At 69.8% G+C, this 16,135-nt stretch carries 16 protein-coding genes; 2 read left to right on the top strand and 14 right to left on the bottom strand.

All coding sequences use genetic code 11. The features are described from left to right. Positions 1-41: 41 nt before the first annotated feature. From MKK49_RS17390 to MKK49_RS17370, 5 genes are all read right to left on the bottom strand, one after another. Positions 42-464 (bottom strand): FKBP-type peptidyl-prolyl cis-trans isomerase, encoded by a 423-nt coding sequence (locus tag MKK49_RS17390; protein ID WP_244030754.1) that lies wholly within the window; start codon positions 462-464, stop codon positions 42-44. Between the two features lie 58 nt (positions 465-522). Next, positions 523-1,710: a GNAT family N-acetyltransferase gene (locus tag MKK49_RS17385; RefSeq protein ID WP_244030752.1), complete on the bottom strand. Its 1,188-nt coding sequence runs from the start codon at positions 1,708-1,710 to the stop codon at positions 523-525. After that, the gene (locus tag MKK49_RS17380) at positions 1,707-3,068 is read right to left on the bottom strand and encodes a lipopolysaccharide biosynthesis protein (protein WP_244030749.1); all 1,362 of its coding nucleotides are present in this window, start codon (positions 3,066-3,068) and stop codon (positions 1,707-1,709) included. Before MKK49_RS17380 ends, MKK49_RS17385 begins: the two co-directional genes overlap by 4 nt. Positions 3,069-3,142: 74 nt before the next feature. Beyond that, on the bottom strand, positions 3,143-4,081 hold the full coding sequence (locus MKK49_RS17375; RefSeq protein WP_244030747.1) for an SGNH/GDSL hydrolase family protein: 939 nt from the start codon (positions 4,079-4,081) through the stop codon (positions 3,143-3,145). After that, positions 4,039-5,139 carry an OpgC family protein gene (locus MKK49_RS17370; RefSeq protein WP_244030746.1) on the bottom strand — a complete coding sequence of 367 codons (1,101 nt, stop codon included), beginning with the start codon at positions 5,137-5,139 and terminating at the stop codon, positions 4,039-4,041. The genes MKK49_RS17375 and MKK49_RS17370 overlap by 43 nt, the downstream gene beginning before the upstream one ends. Positions 5,140-5,473: 334 nt before the next feature. Between MKK49_RS17370 and MKK49_RS17365 the strand changes: the two genes are divergently transcribed. Next, positions 5,474-7,024 (top strand): ATPase domain-containing protein, encoded by a 1,551-nt coding sequence (locus MKK49_RS17365; protein WP_244030745.1) that lies wholly within the window; start codon positions 5,474-5,476, stop codon positions 7,022-7,024. Further along, a complete protein-coding gene (locus MKK49_RS17360) occupies positions 7,011-8,051 on the top strand; it encodes a sensor histidine kinase (RefSeq protein ID WP_244030743.1) in 1,041 nt (346 codons plus the stop codon). Before MKK49_RS17365 ends, MKK49_RS17360 begins: the two co-directional genes overlap by 14 nt. A gap of 10 nt (positions 8,052-8,061) precedes the next feature. On the opposite strand, the gene MKK49_RS17355 is transcribed toward MKK49_RS17360, so the two are convergent. The 9 genes from MKK49_RS17355 to tpiA form a co-directional block, all read right to left on the bottom strand. After that, a complete protein-coding gene (locus MKK49_RS17355; protein WP_244031267.1) occupies positions 8,062-8,448 on the bottom strand; it encodes a hypothetical protein in 387 nt (128 codons plus the stop codon). Beyond that, on the bottom strand, positions 8,448-10,022 hold the full coding sequence (locus tag MKK49_RS17350; RefSeq protein WP_244030742.1) for a S10 family peptidase: 1,575 nt from the start codon (positions 10,020-10,022) through the stop codon (positions 8,448-8,450). Before MKK49_RS17350 ends, MKK49_RS17355 begins: the two co-directional genes overlap by 1 nt. Before the next feature lie 23 nt (positions 10,023-10,045). Beyond that, positions 10,046-10,498: a DNA polymerase III subunit chi gene (locus MKK49_RS17345; RefSeq protein ID WP_244031265.1), complete on the bottom strand. Its 453-nt coding sequence runs from the start codon at positions 10,496-10,498 to the stop codon at positions 10,046-10,048. A gap of 105 nt (positions 10,499-10,603) precedes the next feature. Continuing rightward, the gene (locus MKK49_RS17340) at positions 10,604-11,764 is read right to left on the bottom strand and encodes a glutathionylspermidine synthase family protein (RefSeq protein ID WP_244030740.1); all 1,161 of its coding nucleotides are present in this window, start codon (positions 11,762-11,764) and stop codon (positions 10,604-10,606) included. Beyond that, positions 11,764-12,387: a DUF1190 domain-containing protein gene (locus MKK49_RS17335; RefSeq protein ID WP_244030738.1), complete on the bottom strand. Its 624-nt coding sequence runs from the start codon at positions 12,385-12,387 to the stop codon at positions 11,764-11,766. Before MKK49_RS17335 ends, MKK49_RS17340 begins: the two co-directional genes overlap by 1 nt. A gap of 131 nt (positions 12,388-12,518) precedes the next feature. Continuing rightward, positions 12,519-12,917 carry a DUF350 domain-containing protein gene (locus MKK49_RS17330; RefSeq protein ID WP_244030735.1) on the bottom strand — a complete coding sequence of 133 codons (399 nt, stop codon included), beginning with the start codon at positions 12,915-12,917 and terminating at the stop codon, positions 12,519-12,521. Positions 12,918-12,927: 10 nt separating this feature from the next. Beyond that, positions 12,928-14,556: a CTP synthase gene (locus MKK49_RS17325; RefSeq protein ID WP_244030733.1), complete on the bottom strand. Its 1,629-nt coding sequence runs from the start codon at positions 14,554-14,556 to the stop codon at positions 12,928-12,930. 195 nt (positions 14,557-14,751) lie between these two features. After that, positions 14,752-15,159: a preprotein translocase subunit SecG gene (secG, locus tag MKK49_RS17320; RefSeq protein WP_244030724.1), complete on the bottom strand. Its 408-nt coding sequence runs from the start codon at positions 15,157-15,159 to the stop codon at positions 14,752-14,754. A gap of 129 nt (positions 15,160-15,288) precedes the next feature. Then, positions 15,289-16,053: a triose-phosphate isomerase gene (gene tpiA, locus MKK49_RS17315; RefSeq protein WP_244030718.1), complete on the bottom strand. Its 765-nt coding sequence runs from the start codon at positions 16,051-16,053 to the stop codon at positions 15,289-15,291. Positions 16,054-16,135: the final 82 nt, after the last annotated feature.

The following is a 16,135-nucleotide window of genomic DNA, read 5'->3' as shown; positions in this document are numbered from 1 at the left end:
TCCGGCCTTTCACATTCTGACGACGCTCGAAGACGTCGGGCTTACTTGGCGCCCAGAAGCTCGACGTCGAAGATCAGGGTGGCGTTGGGTGGAATCAGACCGCCGGCGCCGCGCGAGCCGTAGCCCTGGTCGGGCGGGATGATCAGGGTGCGCTTGCCCCCGGTCTTCATGGTGGCGACGCCTGCATCCCAGCCGGCGATGACCTGGCCGGCGCCGAGGGTGAAGCTGAACGGCGTGCCGCGGTCGCGCGAGGAGTCGAATTTCTTCCCGGGCTTGCCGTTGTCGTCGAGCCAGCCGGTGTAATGCACGTTGACCTTCTGGCCGGCCTTCGGCTCGGGTCCGGTGCCGACGACCTCGTCGCGGTACTGGAGCCCGGAAGGCAGGGTGACGGTCTCGGCGGCGGAAGACGCTGTGGTCATGGCGAGAAACAAGGCTCCTGTAAGGGCGAGGGTCGGGCGAAACATACGGCGCTTCCTGTCTGGCGAACCGATCTGAGCCAGTCGCGAGGCACGATGTGGGGCGTCAGCGCCGGCCCATCAACCTCTGCGCCATCGCGCTGTCGGCCAAGCGCCGCTTCGCCTCGACCCTGGCCGCGTGCTCGAACCGGGCGAGGCGCACCCGCCGATCCATCGACACGAGCCCACGGCCGCCCTCGGGAACGGCGATGATCTCCGCTATGGTCTCGCGCTCGGGGTAGAGACTTTCGAGGGCTGATCCGGTGAGGGTCGCCGAGTCGAGGCGTTCGGCGAAGGCACTCTCATGCAGCGCGCGCACGATCTCGGCTTCGAGCACGAGGCCCGGCGCCCCGGCTCGCTCGGCCTCGTCGTAGGTGGTCTTGAGGAGGCACGCGGTGCCCCCGGCCACGAGGGCGAGGCTGACGGCGAGCGGGCGCCCGTCGCGCGCCAGGATATCGGTGCGCGCACTCACCGGGCCGCCCCCTTCCGCGAACACGGCCCGCGCGAAGGCGGCGTGCGTCGCCCGACATGCCATGGCCGTGCCGGCCGCTCCCTTCCAGCCGACCTTCTCCAGGGCGAGGAAGGTCTCGACGGCGGCGGGTAGGGCGTCGCCCGCCGTGGCGGTCTCCAGAGTGAGGAGACCGCCCTCGGACAGGCGGCGCTGGCGCCGGCGGAGATCCTTCAGGCGGGCGCGATGGGGATGGTCGGTGACGAAGGCATCGTGGGATTCGCGCCGGGCGAGAATCGGGCGCGCGAAGGCTTCGACCTCGCCAATCGCCCAGCCATCGGCCTCCATGGCTTCGCACAGGGCCTGTCCGAGGGATGTCTCGGTGGCCAGCAGTGGCCAGCGCCAGGGCCGCCCGCCCGAGGCGGCGCGCAGGCCTGCCACGAGGGCGGCGAGGGTCGCGGACCGATCGGGTCCGTCCGCGACGAGGGGAAGGGTGGCGGTGACGAAGGGCGACAGGAACGGCCTGGCAATGGGGCGACCGAGGTTGCACAGGTCGTAGCCGAGGCGGAACGGCAGAACCGCGCCGAGGCGCGCGCCGGAGCGCACCACCACGATCCGGAGATCGTCGGATGCGAGGCCGGCGGCGCGGTGGGCGGCGAGGACGTGACGGCTGTAGTGCGGATGCGGATCGATGGCCCGGCCGACGAGATCGTCCCAGGCCGCCGCGTCCCGGCCGAGGGCGGCCAGATCGAGCATCGCGAAGGTCGGGGTGGACGAAGGGGCGGGCAGGCGACGCGGAACGGTCATGGCACGGTCCTCCGGAAGGAGCCGAATCGAACCGGCGTGACGAGGCCATGGATCGCGCGGACGGCCAGTGCCATGGCGAGCCCCCGCATGGCGGCGGCGACCGCCATGGCGAGGGCGGCGCCGATCACGCCGTAGGCCGGGATGAGGGTCCAGCAGAGCCCGGCGGCGAGGCCGAGGGTCGCGAGGGTGATGGCCGCGCAGACACCCTCGCCGCCGAGCATGGTCAGGAGATCCTCACCCGGCCCGAACACGCTCGCGGCGATGCTGCCGGCGACGAGGACGGCGAGGATCGGCAGGCTGTCGCGGAAATCGGGGCCGAACAGGCCGAGGAGCAGGGGAGCGGCCACGAGGACGCCGGCCCCGATGACGATGGTGGCCGCCAGGGTCAGGTTGGCCTGCATGCGGACGAGGTCGGTGAGGCCGGCCCGGTCGCCCGCCGCATGGATGGCGGTGAAGCGCTGCGCCGTGGCGGCCGAGGCGGCGAAATGCACGAAGACGACGAATTGCTGGATCCGGGTCGCGGCGAAGTACAACCCCACGGTGGCCGGCGGCATCAACGCGCTGAGGATCACCACATCGACGACGTTGAAGCCCGCGCCGGCCAGATCCGTGAGCGCGATGGGCAGGCAGGCCCGCAGCCAACGGCGCCACCGGTAGGTGCGCGGGCCGGCCGGGCAGACGGTCCGCAGGCGAAGGATCAGCCAACCGGCCTGGAGCCCCACCGCAACGGCGGTCGCGAGGAGGGTGCAGGCCACGGCGACCCAGGCTTCGGCCGGAGCGCCGAACCAGACCGCTGCCACCATCGCCACCATGATCAAACCCTGGCGCAGGAGGTAGGGCGGTGCGATGGCGAGGATCGCCCAATTCTGGCTGCGGGCGACGCCCTCGCAGAAATCCTGAAGGGCGAACAGGGGCAGGATGGCGGCGGCCAGGAGGATCGGCGCGCCGTAGGGCCCGGCGAGCAGGGCGCCCTCCGCCCGCAGGATCAGGAGGCCGGCGGCCGCCAGCAGCAGGGCACCCAGGATCGCGGCGACGGCACCGCCGATGAGAAACCCGCGAACGGCGTCATTCCGGCCCTGGGCCTGTTCGGCCGGCAGGAAGCGGCAGGCCCCCTGCGACAGGCCGAGGGTGGCCGAGTGCCCGAGGATTCCGATCCACACCCAGACGGCGGCGAAGATGCCGTACTCGGTTCCGCCCAGGAGGCGAGCCATCAGAACCTGGGCGATGTAGGCGAACCCCGCCGAGGCGATGCGGATGGCGAACACCTGGAGGGCAGCCCGGGCGGGTCCGGTACGGATAGCGCGCAGACGCCCGACGAGGGGGCCGAGGCTCAACGCACCGATGCGATCCGTCGCCATGCCCATTGTGCTTCCCCGGCTCGACGAAACCGGGTCTAGCGCGTGGGGTCTTGCGGGGCGGTTAAGCGGGGCGGTCAATCACCGGGGGCGATGAGGACCGGCGGCGGCGGCGAGGCCGCCTTCACCGCGGCGTCGCGGGGCGGAACGATCACCGCCGCGGGCGGCTTCGCCGTGCCGGTCACGGCGGGATCGGCCTGCAGCAGCGACAGGGTGATGGCGCGGGTGACGTGCTCGGCCATGCAGCGCAGGCCGAGGTCGTTGAGGCGGAACTGGGAGCCCAGGAGGTGCCCTTCCCCCTTCTGCCCCTGGCTGGAGAGATAGCGCATCGCCTCGTAGCGTTGCACCAGGGGCACGCCCTCACGCAGGGCGACCTCCTGAACCTTGCGCACGAGGGTGTTGTAATACTCGTCGGAGGCGAGGCTTGCGGTGTAGACCGGGGTGACCAGTACGACGTCGATCTCGTGACCCTTGATCCACTGCACGGTCTCGTCGAGGGCGCTGGCGAAGGCCTCCGCGTCCACGCGTGCGAGGGCGTCGTGGGTGCCGACTTGCCAGATCACGAGGTCGGGCTCGACCTCGGCGACCATGTTCCGCAGGCGCTCGGCCGCACCGGACGCGATCTCGCCCTGCATGCCGCGGCTCTCCACCACCACGTCGACGTCGGGCAGGGAGCGTTCCAGGGCGGTCTCCAACTTGACCGGATAGGTCGCCGATGCCCCGAGTCCGGCCGAGGACGAACCGATGGTGAGCACCCGAACCGGCCGTTTCTCCTTCAGGGCGAGCTTGACCGCACCAAGGCGCGCCAGGGTGTAGAGCTTCGAGCCCGGTACCCGGCATTCGGGCGACAGGCTGACGTCGAGGGCCTCGGCTCCGTCGTTGCCAGGCCCGGGCTTCGGGGGCGAGACCACGGTGACCGGGCCCGCCGGAGCGGCCGGATCGGCCGAGGCCGCCAAGCTCGATACGGCGAGTATCAGGCTGGCGGCGAGGAGGGCCGCGGCTTGCGGGAGCGCCATTCGACGAACCATGCGGTGAAACCCAGTGCGATCAGGCCCGACCCTACGACGGAAACATCAACGAAAACACCGCCCCCCGTCCAGAAGCGGACCAGTTGCGCGGCGAGGCTGAGGAGCGATCCGATGGAGAAGACGGCGAGCGAATTGCGGCCGAGGCCGGCGAGGTAGCCGGTCACCGGGCCGAGGCGCGGTGCCAGCACGGCGTAGAGGGTCTGGAAGGCCAGGAGCATCCCGAGGAAGTGGATGAGCCGGGCGGGGGTCAGGTAGGTCTTGTCGAAGGTGAAGAGCAGGCGCGGCTCGGGCACGAGGAGCGGGTCGGGCCGGATTTCGAGGACCGCCAACACGATGCCCGTGACGACGATGGCGATGCCGAGGGGCACGAGGCGCACGGACCACGTCCGCAGCCAGGGCGAGCGCCGGTTCCAGTCCTCGGCGACGAAGCCGAGGACGAGGAGCAGTTGCCAGCATAGGGGATCGAAGAACCAGTCGCCCTCCCCCGGCCAGGATGGCAGGTTCCATGCGAAGACGAGGCTCGCCCCGTACAGGCCGAACGACAGGGCCAGGGCCGCGACGCGGTTCGCCCGGGCGAGCAGGACGAAGACCGGCGCGATCCCAAGCAGCACCACGTAGAGCGGCAGGATGTTGAAGAAGCCGAGTTGGTGCGTCAGCAGCACGAAGCCGACCATGGTCTGGATCGGGTCGGCGAAGAACCCGCCGGCATTGTGCCATTCGAGCAGCAACGGGTTGTCGAGGGCGAGGGCCGTCCCGGCGATCATTCCGAGCGCGAGGGCCATGGTGGTGATCTGCGCCCGGTAGACCTCGATGGTGCGCGACAGCAGCCGCAGCACGGTCTTGAGGCGCGGTTCGGGAGATCCGTCCCGACCCCGCGTGGCGATGCCGATGGACCAGCCGGCGAGAAACACGAACAGCTCGGCGGCATCCGAGATGCCGTACTGCGAGTAGGTGTAGCGCTCGAAGGTGTTGCCCGGAATGTGGTTGACGAAGATCGTGACGAGGGCGAGCCCGCGCCAGAAGTCGATCGCGTTCGGTTCGCGCATCGGAAGATCCGGGCTCCGTCGGCTCGAAGGGGCTTCGCGGGTGGATCGACCCGGACGGACCGCCTCGCGCGGCCAAGGCCGGCCGTGATACGGCGCGCTCGGCCGTCTGCAAAGGCTCGATTGCGCGATGGGGCATATGCTCGCCGTGCGCGGCCGCACCGTACGGGTCCGCAGGTCCGGCCCCGGTCATTCACGATTTCCGGCCCCGGCCATTCACGACACGATGGGCACGACACGATGGGAACGGCTTCGCGGCGCGCCTGTTGCGTTAGGCCAGGGACGACGCTCGACTTTCCATTCCGATCACCTCTCACGCAATCGACCGAGACCCTTTATGCCCGTCGCCATCGATGCCGAGCCGATCCCCACGGGCGTACCGGGACTCGATCACATCCTCAACGGTGGCTTCGCGAGCCAGCGGGCGCATCTCATCGAGGGGTGCCCAGGCGCCGGAAAGACGACGCTCGGCCTCCAGTTCCTCATGGAGGGGGTGAGGTCGGGCGAACGGGCACTCTACATCACCCTGTCGGAAAGCCGACGCGAGCTTTTCTCGGTGGCCGAGCGCCATGGCTGGAGCCTCGACGGCATCGATATCTACGAGCTGGTGCCGCCCGAACTCAGCCTCGACCCGGAATTGCAGCAGAGCCTCGTTCATTCCTCGGATCTCGAACTCGGTGAGACCGTCCGGATGGCGCTGGCCGAGATCGAGCGGGTCAATCCGTCCCGTGTGGTGTTCGACAGCTTGTCAGAGATCCGGCTGCTGTCCCAGGACTCCCTACGCTACCGGCGTCAGGTGCTGGCTCTCAAGAGCTACTTTCTTCTGAACGACGCCACCGTGCTCATGCTCGACGACCTCAGCGCCGAGGCGGACGACCTCAATCTGCACTCCATCAGCCACGCGGTGATCCGCCTGGAGCAGGTGACGCCGGATTACGGCGCCGCCCGGCGCCGCATGCACGTCATCAAGATGCGCGGCACGAAGTACCAGGGTGGCTACCACGACTTCGCCATCCGGAAGGGGGGCCTGCGCGTCTATCCGCGACTCGTGGCGGCCGGGCACCACGCCGCCTTCGCCAGCGAGACCGTCCCCAGCAACGTGGCGGAACTCGACCATATCCTCGGAGGCGGCCTCGACCGAGGCACCACGACCCTGGTGATCGGCCCTTCGGGTGTCGGCAAATCGACGCTGGCGCTCAGCTTCCTCGTCGCGGCCCTCGACCGGGACGAACACGCCCTCCTCCTCTCCTTCGACGAGACCATCGGCATCCTGCTCCGGCGCGCCGCCGGCGTCGGCATGGACCTCGCCGGCCACGTCGAGGACAGGCGCCTGCAGATCGAGCAGATCGACCCCGCCGACGTATCACCGGGGGATTTCGCCGGACGCATTCGCGACGCGGTTGAGGAGAACGGCGCCCGGATCGTCGTCATCGACAGCCTCACGGGCTACATGAGTGCGATGACGGGCGAGCCGGCCCTCGTGCTCCAGATGCACGAACTGGTGACCTACCTGAATCAGCAGGGCGTGGTGACGGTCCTGATCCTCGCGCAGCACGGCATGGTCGGGCGGATGGACTCGCCCGTCGATCTCACCTACGTCAGCGACACCGTGGTGATGCTGCGGTTCTTCGAGGCCGCGGGCCGGGTGCGGCGCGCCCTCTCTGTCCTGAAGAAGCGCACCGGTCCGCACGAAGATACGATCCGAGAATTCCGGATCGACCATGGAGGCTTGCGCGTCGGCGATGCATTGAAGGGGTTCCGCGGGGTGCTGACGGGCGTGCCGACCTTCGACGGCGACCGTCGCGATCTCCTCGACGACCGGACGACCGCCGCATCTGAGTCCCCCGAATCCGGCATTCGAAACCCCGATACGCATGCCGGGCGCTGAATCCATCGTCCTGATCCTGGCGCCCGTCGGGCGCGATGGAAAGGTCGCCGCCGCGATCCTGCGCGAGGTCGGCATCGCGTCGCGGATCGAGACGCGCCTCGCTGATCTCGTCTCCGGTCTCGACGAGGCGGCCTGCGCGGTGATCACCGAGGAGGCGCTCCTGAAATCTGACCGTCGGTCCATTGCCGAATGGGTCGAGCACCAACCGCCGTGGTCGGACTTTCCTTTCGTGCTGCTCAACCTTCGCGGCGCGAGGCCCGACGAGCGCCTGACCGGGCTTCTCGGCAACGTCACCACGCTGGAACGGCCGTTCCACCCCGCGGTCCTCGTCAACGCCGTCCGGTCGGCCCTGCGGGCACGGCGCCGGCAACGGGAGGTGGAGGCCCACCTCGAAGAACGCCAGAAGACACACGAGCGCCAGGCGTTGCTCATCCGGGAGCTGCACCATCGGGTCAAGAACACCCTTGCGACGGTGCAGGGTCTGCTCGGAGCCACGGCGCGCAGCACGAACACCATCGAGACGTTCTACACCTCGTTCTCGGACCGCATCGTCTCGCTCGGCAAGACGCACACGCTGCTCACGGAGGATTACTGGCAGACCGCCCCCCTGCATGAACTCCTGCAGAATGAACTCGGCCCCTACAACGCGGCGGACGGACAGCGCATCGCCCTCGACGGACCAGCCATCGAGCTTGCCGCCGATCTCGCCGTGCCAGCCGGAATGGCGTTTCACGAATTGACGACCAACGCCGCCAAGCACGGGGCCCTGTCGCGCCCGGAGGGCCGGATCACCGTACGGTGGTCGGTGGCGCAGACGGAGGACGGCCGCACGCTCAACCTCGACTGGACGGAGTCGGGGGGGCCGAAGGTCGCCATCCCCGAGCGAAGGGGCTTCGGTTCGACCCTGCTCCAGCGGGTGCTGGCCCAACAATGCAACGCCATCGTCGCCATCGAGTACGACCCGGCGGGCCTGCGCTTCCATCTGGAAGCACCGATGCCGGAGGAGCGGCTGGTGCCGAGCTATTGAGGCGGCACGCCTACTTCACGATTCGATCGAGGCGGTTGTTGATGAAGAAGTACAGCTCCTTCGCGCCGGGCTCCGTGTAGAGCACCTGGACCTCGCGGCCCGAGCGGCCTTCGCCGACCAGAACGTCCGTCGGCGCCTTGCCCTTGAGACGCACCAGATCGCATTCACCGATGCCGGGCTCGATGGTGGACGCGGTCGTGGGTACCGGGCCGGTACAGGTACCGTCGCTGGTCAGAACCGGCCCGGCGAAGGTCGGTGCCGGTGCGGGCCTCGGTGCGGGCGCCGCCACGGGTACCGGCTCGGGCGCGCGCGTCTCCACGCTGGTGCAGGCGGACAGGCCCCATGCGAGGACGACGAGCGCGCCGAGACGCGGCAACGGGCAAGGGGGACGTGGGATCACGGCGTATCCTTGGATCGAGACCGGCCCGCATCGCCGTCCGGTGCCCGCCGCGCTTCCAGCGCCTTCGCGAACAGGCTGGCGGCGTCCCTGTGGAAGGCGGCGCGGGAATCCGGGCGGGAATAGAACATGTGCCCGCCTGGGTACACGGCGAGATCGAGGCGCCCGCCGCCGAAGGCCGGCATCTGATCGATGAGAAGCTTCGAGGCGAAGTACGGCGTCACGAGATCGGTGAAGCCGTGGGCGACGAGCACCCGCAGGTTGCCGTCGAGGGCCAGGACGCCGCGGAGTGCCCCCACCGCCTCCGGCGCCATGCGCCCGCTGCCCCAGGTCCAGCCCCGGTTGACCGCGTTGTTGAGGAGTTCGTAGCGCAGGTCCGGCACCTTCCAGTTCAGGCGTTCCGTGTAGAGGGCGATCATCGCGCTCGTGAGCGGCGCCTGGATGGCCGTGAGCAACGGGTCCTCGAAGCCGGACGACAGCGCCGCCGGATCGGGATCCCAGCCGGTCACACCGGTGTCGTACGCGCTGGCGACGCGGCCGGTGTCGCGGCCGATCTCGCGCTGGACGCCGCTCGCCGAGAGCCGCCCGGCCTGGCGCCGGACGAAAGCGGGATCGAGGCCCGCCAGTGCCCCGACGCGGTCGGCGAGGCGCGCCACGGCGGCGGTGTCGGACGGCCCTTTCAGGAGATCGGCGAGGTAGGGGCCGGTGGCGTAGGCCTCGGCCTCGGCCAGGGTCGCGCGGGTCGGCGTCCCGCCCGACCGCTCGATGGCGGCGGCGGCGAAGGACGGCAGCTTCAGCACGTGGCCCCACGGCGTCGTGCGCGGGGTCTGGAGCCAGGCGAAATCGAGGACCGGCGAGAGCAGGACGAGGCCCGACAGGCCGATTCCGATCTCCTCCTGGAGTTTGCTGGCGATGAGCGGCCCCCGGAACCCGCCATAGCTCTCGCCGACGAAGAATTTCGGCGATGCCATGCGCTCGTTGGTGCGCAGCCAGCGGGCGATGGCCGAGGACAGGACCGAAGCGTCGGCCTCGACGCTCCAGTACTTCTTGCCGTCCCCGTCCGCCGCGCGGCTGTAGCCGCTGCCGACGGGATCGAGGAAGACGAGGTCGGTGAAATCGAGCCAGGTGCCGTCGTTCGGCACCAATCCGATGGGCGCGGACGGGCTGATGCTCGCCCCCTCCACCGGCAGCCGCCACGGGCCAATGGCGCCGATGTTGAGGTAGGCCGAGGCCGCCCCCGGGCCGCCGTTGAGGGCGAAGGTGACGGGGCGCGGTGCCCCCTCCTTGCCCGGCATCGCATAGGCAATGAAGGCGATCTCGGCCTGGAGCTTGCCGGCCTCGTCCACGAGGGGAAGGCTGCCGGCGCGCGCGGTGAACGCCAGTACCCTCCCGTCCGGCAGGGTAACGCTGTGCTCGGTCACGGCGTCGGCGGGGAGCTTGCGCCCTTCCGGCCCCCGTGCCTCGGGGGGCTTTCGGGTCTCCTGCGCCGGGCGCTCGCCGTGGGGCGAGGGCTGGGCGACGAGGGGAGTCGCTGCGAGCAGAACGGCCGCGAGGCCGAGGGCGAAGCGTTGCATGGCGTGTCCTCTGGAGACGGGCATCAGGCCTTCTTCTGCCAGCGGCCGTCCTCGTCCTGCTGCCAGTAGGCGATGGCGTGGCCGGCAGCCTTGGCCTCCTTCCACTGCTCGCGGGCACGCAGGAGCGCGTCCTGATCGGTGCCGTCGAACAGCACGCAGATGCGGGCATACTCGGCGGTGTCCTCCGGCAGGGGCGCCCCCTCGACGAGGAAGCGGATGGCGGCGCCGTTGGGATTGGTGTCCCTGAGGGTCAGGACCACGGGCTGGCCCGCATGGTCCGGGTCGCGGTCGGTGCCGTGGGGCAGGAAGCTGTCGTCGGTGTAGGTCCAGAGCCCATCGTCCAGCGCCTGGAGCCGCTCCTCGCTCGCCGCCTGGATCGCCGCCCGCCAGTCCCGCGCCAGGGAGCGCTCGACGAGGCTCGGCAGGACGCGCTCCAGGGGCTGGTGCTGCAGGTGGTAGAACAGGATCTCGGTCACACGGGAATCCATCAGGGTCGCGGCGAGACCGGATGGCCGGGACCGGATACCACGCCCGGAACACATAGGCCGTCGCCGGGCTTTTGAAAGCCGGCCCGTTTCGTTTCACCCGGCCTCAATGAAATGCGGGACGAACAGGGCCGTGTCGGTGGTGACGGCGCCCGCCCCCTCGCGCACGCAGAGACCGGCCGGCGCATCCCCGATGATCCACGACCCGACGAGGGGGCGCCGCCCTTCGAAATCGGGCAACTCCGCCAGCGCCTGGCGGATGAACCCCTCCGCGCCGTAGGGGCCGCCCGCGTTCGACAGGATTTGGCCGTCCCGCAGGATCAGCACGTTGGCGCCCTCCCGCGAGTACAGGGGTTTTCGCGCGAAGGAATGCGCCAATCGCGCCGTCTCGGGATCGGTCTCGAAATAGGCCGGCAGGAGATTGGGATGCCCCGGCTCGCGGGCATGGAGATGGGCGAGGAGGCCCTTGTTGGACAGGATCGCCTTCCAGGGCGGCTCGAGGAACTGCGTCGGCGTGGCGTGGAGCGCCCTCCCGAACCGATCCGCGAAGGCCCATTCCCAGGGGTAGAGCTTGAACAGGAGCGGGATCGGGTCGCGCCGATCGACGAAGCCGCCATCCGGCCCCAGGCCAATGTCGGCGAGATCGAGGAAGCGGGTGCCAAGCCCGGCCTGGCGCGCGCAATCCTCCAGATACGCCACGGTGCCGCGATCCTCAGGCGCGTCGGCATAGGCGGTGAAGGCCACGTCCCGCCCTGCGCCGATCTGGCGAAACCGCGCGATCAGCCGCTCGTGGACGGTGTTGAACTGGTCGGAGCCCGGCGGCAGGCGCCCCGAGGCCAGCGCCTCCTCGAGCCAGAGCCACTGGAACACGCCGGTCTCGTAGAGGGCGGTGGGGGTATCGGCGTTGTATTCGAGGAGCTTGGCCGGGCCGGTGCCGCCATAGGCGAAGTCGAGGCGGCCGTAGAGGGACGGATCGCCCCGGCGCCAGCTCGCCCGCACCGCGTCCCAGGCGTGTTCGGGGATCGCCAGGGAGGCGAGGATGCGCTCATCCTCCACCGCATCGGCGACGAAGGCGAGGCAGAGAGCGTGAAGTTCGGCGCTCGGCTCTTCGATATCGCGTTCGATCTCCGCGAGGGTGAAGCCGTAGGCGCGGCTCTCATCCCAATAATCCGCGCCGTCGGCCCCGTGGAAGGTGAACCCGTTGGCGCGCGCCGTCGCGCGCCAGTCGGGCCGGGAGCCGAGGGGAACGCGGCGCATCAGCCGCCGCTGCCATGGCTCGACCCACCGCCATGGGCCGAGAAGCCGCGCCCGGTGCTGCCGAACCCGCCGAAGCTGGCGCGCCGCACGGCGGACGAGGCGACGCGGGCACTCGACGACGTGCCACCGGCACTCGTGACGACGCGCCCGCCCCAGCCCGTGCAATACCCGCCGCCCCCACCATGAAATCCCTGCGCCGCCTCGTCGGGGCGGTGGTCGTAGACCGGCTGGGGGGCGAGGTCCTGTTCAGACCGCCGCCCGAGGAGGAAAGCCGCCATGATCGGAACGAATTGGCCCGTGGCGCTGGCGGTGACGATGGCGCCGGTCACGCAATGGTTCGCACCGTGATGGGCCTCGCACGCCGTGAGATTCGGGTAGCGCGGCGCGGATTCCGGGTAGGTGGCCCGTGCCGTGGCGTAGTCGCGCCGGCAATCCGCCTCCGTGCGGACACGACCGGCGGCACAGGCCTCGGGGTTCGGATAGACGAGGACGTCCTCCTCGCGCTGGGATGGATCGACCTGCGTCAGGACGAGGGCGGTGGCGCCGGCGCCCGCCAGCAACACGAGGGTGACGGTCTGCGAGCGTTTCGAACGCTGTGGCGCTGGTTCGGTCTTCGTTGCCATCCCCGATGCGGCGCGACGCGCGCGGTCCTCTCCCGCGCGACCCGATGCCGCGCCACACCGAAGCTAAGCATCGGCCGAGGCCATGAGAAGCGCACCGCTGGGGAAAATCCGCCGGGACGCCCGGCGCGGCATCAGTAGGTCATCGCCGCCGCAGCGACGAGGCCGCCGGCCAGGGAGAACGCGGCGATCAAGAGGGCGGCCGAGATCTCGCCGGCCTCGATCCGCCGCGACAGGTCGGGCAGGATCAACCGCACGGCGAAGTAGATCAGGATCTGCACCACGAGGGCGACGAGGCCCCAGATCACGCAGTCGAGGATCGTCTGCGCGTTGGTGATCGCGGCGGCCAACGGCAGGGTGTAGCCGATGAGGCTCCCGCCGAGCGCCAGGGCGGCGGCGGCGTTGCCGGCGCGGATCAGCGCGATCTCGCGATGCGCCGTCGCCGACAGGTAGACCACGAGGTAGAGCGCGACGAGCCCGGAGGCCGCGGCCATATAGGCGAGAAAGGCGGGCAGCCCCGAGATCGAGACCATCGCCCGCCCCTCAGACCAGCCGGCTCTGGACGATGGCGGCACCCACGAAGCTCTGGAACAGCGGGTGCGGCTCGAACGGACGCGACTTCAGCTCCGGGTGGAACTGCACCCCAATGAACCACGGGTGCCCGACATGCTCGACGGTCTCCGGAAGGAGCCCGTCCGGCGACAGGCCGGAGAAGCGAAGACCTTTGGCCTCGAGCCGCTCGCGATAGGCCATGTTCACCTCGTAGCGGTGGCGGTGGCGCTCGGAAATGGCCGTCGTGCCGTAGATCGCGGCGATCTTGGTGTCGGCGTGCAGGGTGGCGTCGTAGGCACCGAGCCGCATGGTGCCGCCGAGGTCGCCGGCAGCCGCACGCTGCTCCAGTTCGTTGCCGCGTAGCCACTCGGTGAGAAGGCCGACCACGGGCTGCGTGGTCTCGCCGAACTCCGTCGAGTTCGCGTCCGGCACGCCGGCCAGTGACCGCGCCGCCTCGATCACCGCCATCTGCATGCCGAAGCAGATGCCGAAATACGGGATCTTGCGCTCGCGGGCGTAGCGGGCCGCGCGGATCTTCCCTTCCGCGCCGCGCTGGCCGAAGCCGCCGGGCACGAGGATACCGTTGATGCCCTCGAGGAACGGAGCCGGGTCCTCGCGCTCGAACACCTCGGCCTCGATCCATTCGAGGTTGACCTTCACCCGGTGGGCGATGCCGCCATGGGTGAGAGCTTCCGTGAGCGACTTGTAGGCGTCCTTCAGGCCCGTGTACTTGCCGACGATGGCGATGGAGACCTCACCCTCGGGGTTGCGCACGCGCTCCGAGATGGTGTGCCAGCGCGACAGGTCCGGTTCGCCCTTCGGCTCGATTCCGAAATGCGCCAGGACCTCGCGGTCGAGGCCGGCCTCGCGGTAGGACAGGGGCACGTCGTAGATCGAGGCGACATCGCGCGCCTCGATGACGGCGGTCTCGCGCACGTTGCAGAACAGGGCGAGCTTGCGCCGCTCGTCCACCGGAATCGGACGGTCGCAGCGGCACAGCAGCATGTCGGGCTGGATGCCGATGGAGCGCAGCTCCTTGACCGAGTGCTGCGTCGGTTTGGTCTTCAGTTCGCCCGCCGACGGGATGTAGGGCAGCAGGGTGAGATGCACGAACGCGGTGGCGCCGCGCGGCAGTTCCTGACCGAGTTGACGGATCGCCTCGAAGAACGGCAGCCCCTCGATGTCGCCCACCGTGCCGCCGATCTCGACGAGGACGAAATCGAACGCCTCGTTGCCCTCGAGCACGAACGCCTTGATGGCGTTGGTGACGTGCGGGATCACCTGGATGGTGGCGCCGAGGTAATCGCCGCGCCGCTCCTTGGTGATGATGTCGAGGTAGATCCGGCCCGTGGTGATGTTGTCGGCGCGCGTCGCGGCGAGGCCGGTGAAGCGCTCGTAATGGCCGAGATCGAGGTCGGTCTCGGCGCCGTCGTCGGTGACGAAGACCTCGCCGTGCTGCGTCGGGCTCATCGTGCCCGGATCGACGTTGAGATAGGGGTCGAGCTTGCGCAGGCGGACCGTGTGGCCGCGCGCCTGGAGCAGGGCCGCGAGGGCCGCCGATGCGAGACCCTTGCCGAGCGAGGAGACCACGCCGCCGGTGATGAAAACGTACCGCGTCATGGGCCTCGGTCCATAAACAAGGGTGGACGATTCGCCAAACCACAAAAACGCTTATCCCCCGCGCTGCGAGGGCATACGCGGAGTGTCGGCGTACCGGGGGCGTCGATGGTCTCGGGCCCAAGCGTGATCGGGCCGGTAAAGTCCCGGCGACGGACGGCCGAGCGAGTGACGAGCGAGGGCGGTGGTTCGCCGCGATCAGCGCGACTGCGGCGCCTCGGGGGTCGCTGGCGCGGCGGGAGCGGTGGGCGCCGCCGGGGTTGCGGGCGCGGCACCGCCCTGGTTCTGCCGAAGGGTGTCGAGCAGGTTACCCGCATTCGGTTGACCCGCGGGCTGCGAGGTCCCGGCACCGTCCAGGATCGAGCGCGGGGCAGCGCTGCGATGCGACATCACACCGAGGGTCATGCTGGTGGCGAAGAACAGGGCCGCCAGGATCGCGGTGGCCCGGGTCAGGGCGTTGGCCTGTCCGCGCCCGGTCATGAAGCCGGACACGCCGCCGCTGCCGCCACCGCCGAGACCGAGGCCACCCTCGGAGCGCTGGAGCAGCACCACGGCGATGAGGCCGAGGACGACGATGAGGTGAATCGAGATCAGGACGGTCTGCATTGTTTATCCAGGGGCGGCACAATCAAGGCGCACGCGGGAGGGATCGGGCGCGACGCACGCAACCACGTCGGCCGCTTATTTGGCCGGCTGTTACACCAGAAAGCGCGGAAACGCCAATCGACGGTGGGGTCAGCGGGCGTAGGCGTTGACGATCCCCAGGAAGTCGTCGGCGACGAGGCTTGCGCCACCGACGAGGGCGCCGTCGACGTTCTCAACCGCCATGAGTTCGCGGGCGTTTCCGGGCTTGACCGAACCGCCGTAGAGGATGCGGACCTTCGCGGCTTCCGGGCCGATGAGCTGGCCGAGCATCTCGCGCAGGGACGCGTGGACCTCGGCGATGTCGGCCGGCGTCGGGGTCAGGCCGGTGCCGATGGCCCAGACCGGCTCGTAGGCGATGACCGTATCGGCCCCCGTGGCGCCCTTCGGCACGCCGATGGCGAGCTGCGCCCGCACGATGTCGAGGGTGCGGCCCTCCTCGCGCTCGTCCTGAGTCTCCCCGACGCAGATGATGCCGCACAGACCGGCGCGCCGAGCGCCGAGCGCCTTGGCGTGGACGCCGTCGTCGGTCTCGTGGTGGTAGGCCCGTCGCTCGGAATGGCCGACGATGACGTAGGACGCGCCGAGATCGGCCAGCATCTCGGCCGAGATGCTGCCGGTGAAGGCGCCATTGCGCTTGGCGTGGAGATTCTGGCCGCCGATGGCGACGGGCGATCCGTAGACCGCCGCGACGCAGGACGAGATCAGGGTCGAGGGCGGACAGATCAGGACATCGACGTCACAGAGCAGGTCCGGGCTGAGACCGTTGCGCACCGCCTCCACCACGGAGACCGAGCTGCGCAGGCCGTTCATCTTCCAATTGCCCGCGACCAGTGGCCTGCGTCCCGCCTTCGTCATGGATCTCCGCTCCGCCTGTCGTCCCGTCCAGCTTCGCGCCGGCCCTACCAGATCAGCCGGGCGGGGCGCAAACCGACGAGGC

Origin of the sequence: Methylobacterium sp. J-090 (assembly GCF_022829345.1) — a bacterium.
In the GTDB taxonomy this organism is placed as follows: Bacteria; Pseudomonadota; Alphaproteobacteria; order Rhizobiales; family Beijerinckiaceae; genus Methylobacterium.
Note: the sequence above shows the minus strand (reverse complement) of the source record. Positions and strands in the feature narration are given on the sequence as shown.

Coding starts and splice junctions, on each gene's coding strand:
- MKK49_RS17375 (WP_244030747.1), bottom strand. CDS start 4,081: ATGGCGCTCCCGCAAGCCGCGGCCCTCCTCGCCGCCAGCCTGATACTC.
- MKK49_RS17385 (WP_244030752.1), bottom strand. CDS start 1,710: ATGACCGTTCCGCGTCGCCTGCCCGCCCCTTCGTCCACCCCGACCTTC.
- MKK49_RS17340 (WP_244030740.1), bottom strand. CDS start 11,764: ATGCGCCGCGTTCCCCTCGGCTCCCGGCCCGACTGGCGCGCGACGGCG.
- MKK49_RS17325 (WP_244030733.1), bottom strand. CDS start 14,556: ATGACGCGGTACGTTTTCATCACCGGCGGCGTGGTCTCCTCGCTCGGC.
- MKK49_RS17380 (WP_244030749.1), bottom strand. CDS start 3,068: ATGGCGACGGATCGCATCGGTGCGTTGAGCCTCGGCCCCCTCGTCGGG.
- MKK49_RS17360 (WP_244030743.1), top strand. CDS start 7,011: ATGCCGGGCGCTGAATCCATCGTCCTGATCCTGGCGCCCGTCGGGCGC.
- secG (WP_244030724.1), bottom strand. CDS start 15,159: ATGCAGACCGTCCTGATCTCGATTCACCTCATCGTCGTCCTCGGCCTC.
- MKK49_RS17365 (WP_244030745.1), top strand. CDS start 5,474: ATGCCCGTCGCCATCGATGCCGAGCCGATCCCCACGGGCGTACCGGGA.
- MKK49_RS17350 (WP_244030742.1), bottom strand. CDS start 10,022: ATGCAACGCTTCGCCCTCGGCCTCGCGGCCGTTCTGCTCGCAGCGACT.
- tpiA (WP_244030718.1), bottom strand. CDS start 16,053: ATGACGAAGGCGGGACGCAGGCCACTGGTCGCGGGCAATTGGAAGATG.
- MKK49_RS17370 (WP_244030746.1), bottom strand. CDS start 5,139: ATGCGCGAACCGAACGCGATCGACTTCTGGCGCGGGCTCGCCCTCGTC.
- MKK49_RS17335 (WP_244030738.1), bottom strand. CDS start 12,387: ATGGCAACGAAGACCGAACCAGCGCCACAGCGTTCGAAACGCTCGCAG.
- MKK49_RS17390 (WP_244030754.1), bottom strand. CDS start 464: ATGTTTCGCCCGACCCTCGCCCTTACAGGAGCCTTGTTTCTCGCCATG.
- MKK49_RS17330 (WP_244030735.1), bottom strand. CDS start 12,917: ATGGTCTCGATCTCGGGGCTGCCCGCCTTTCTCGCCTATATGGCCGCG.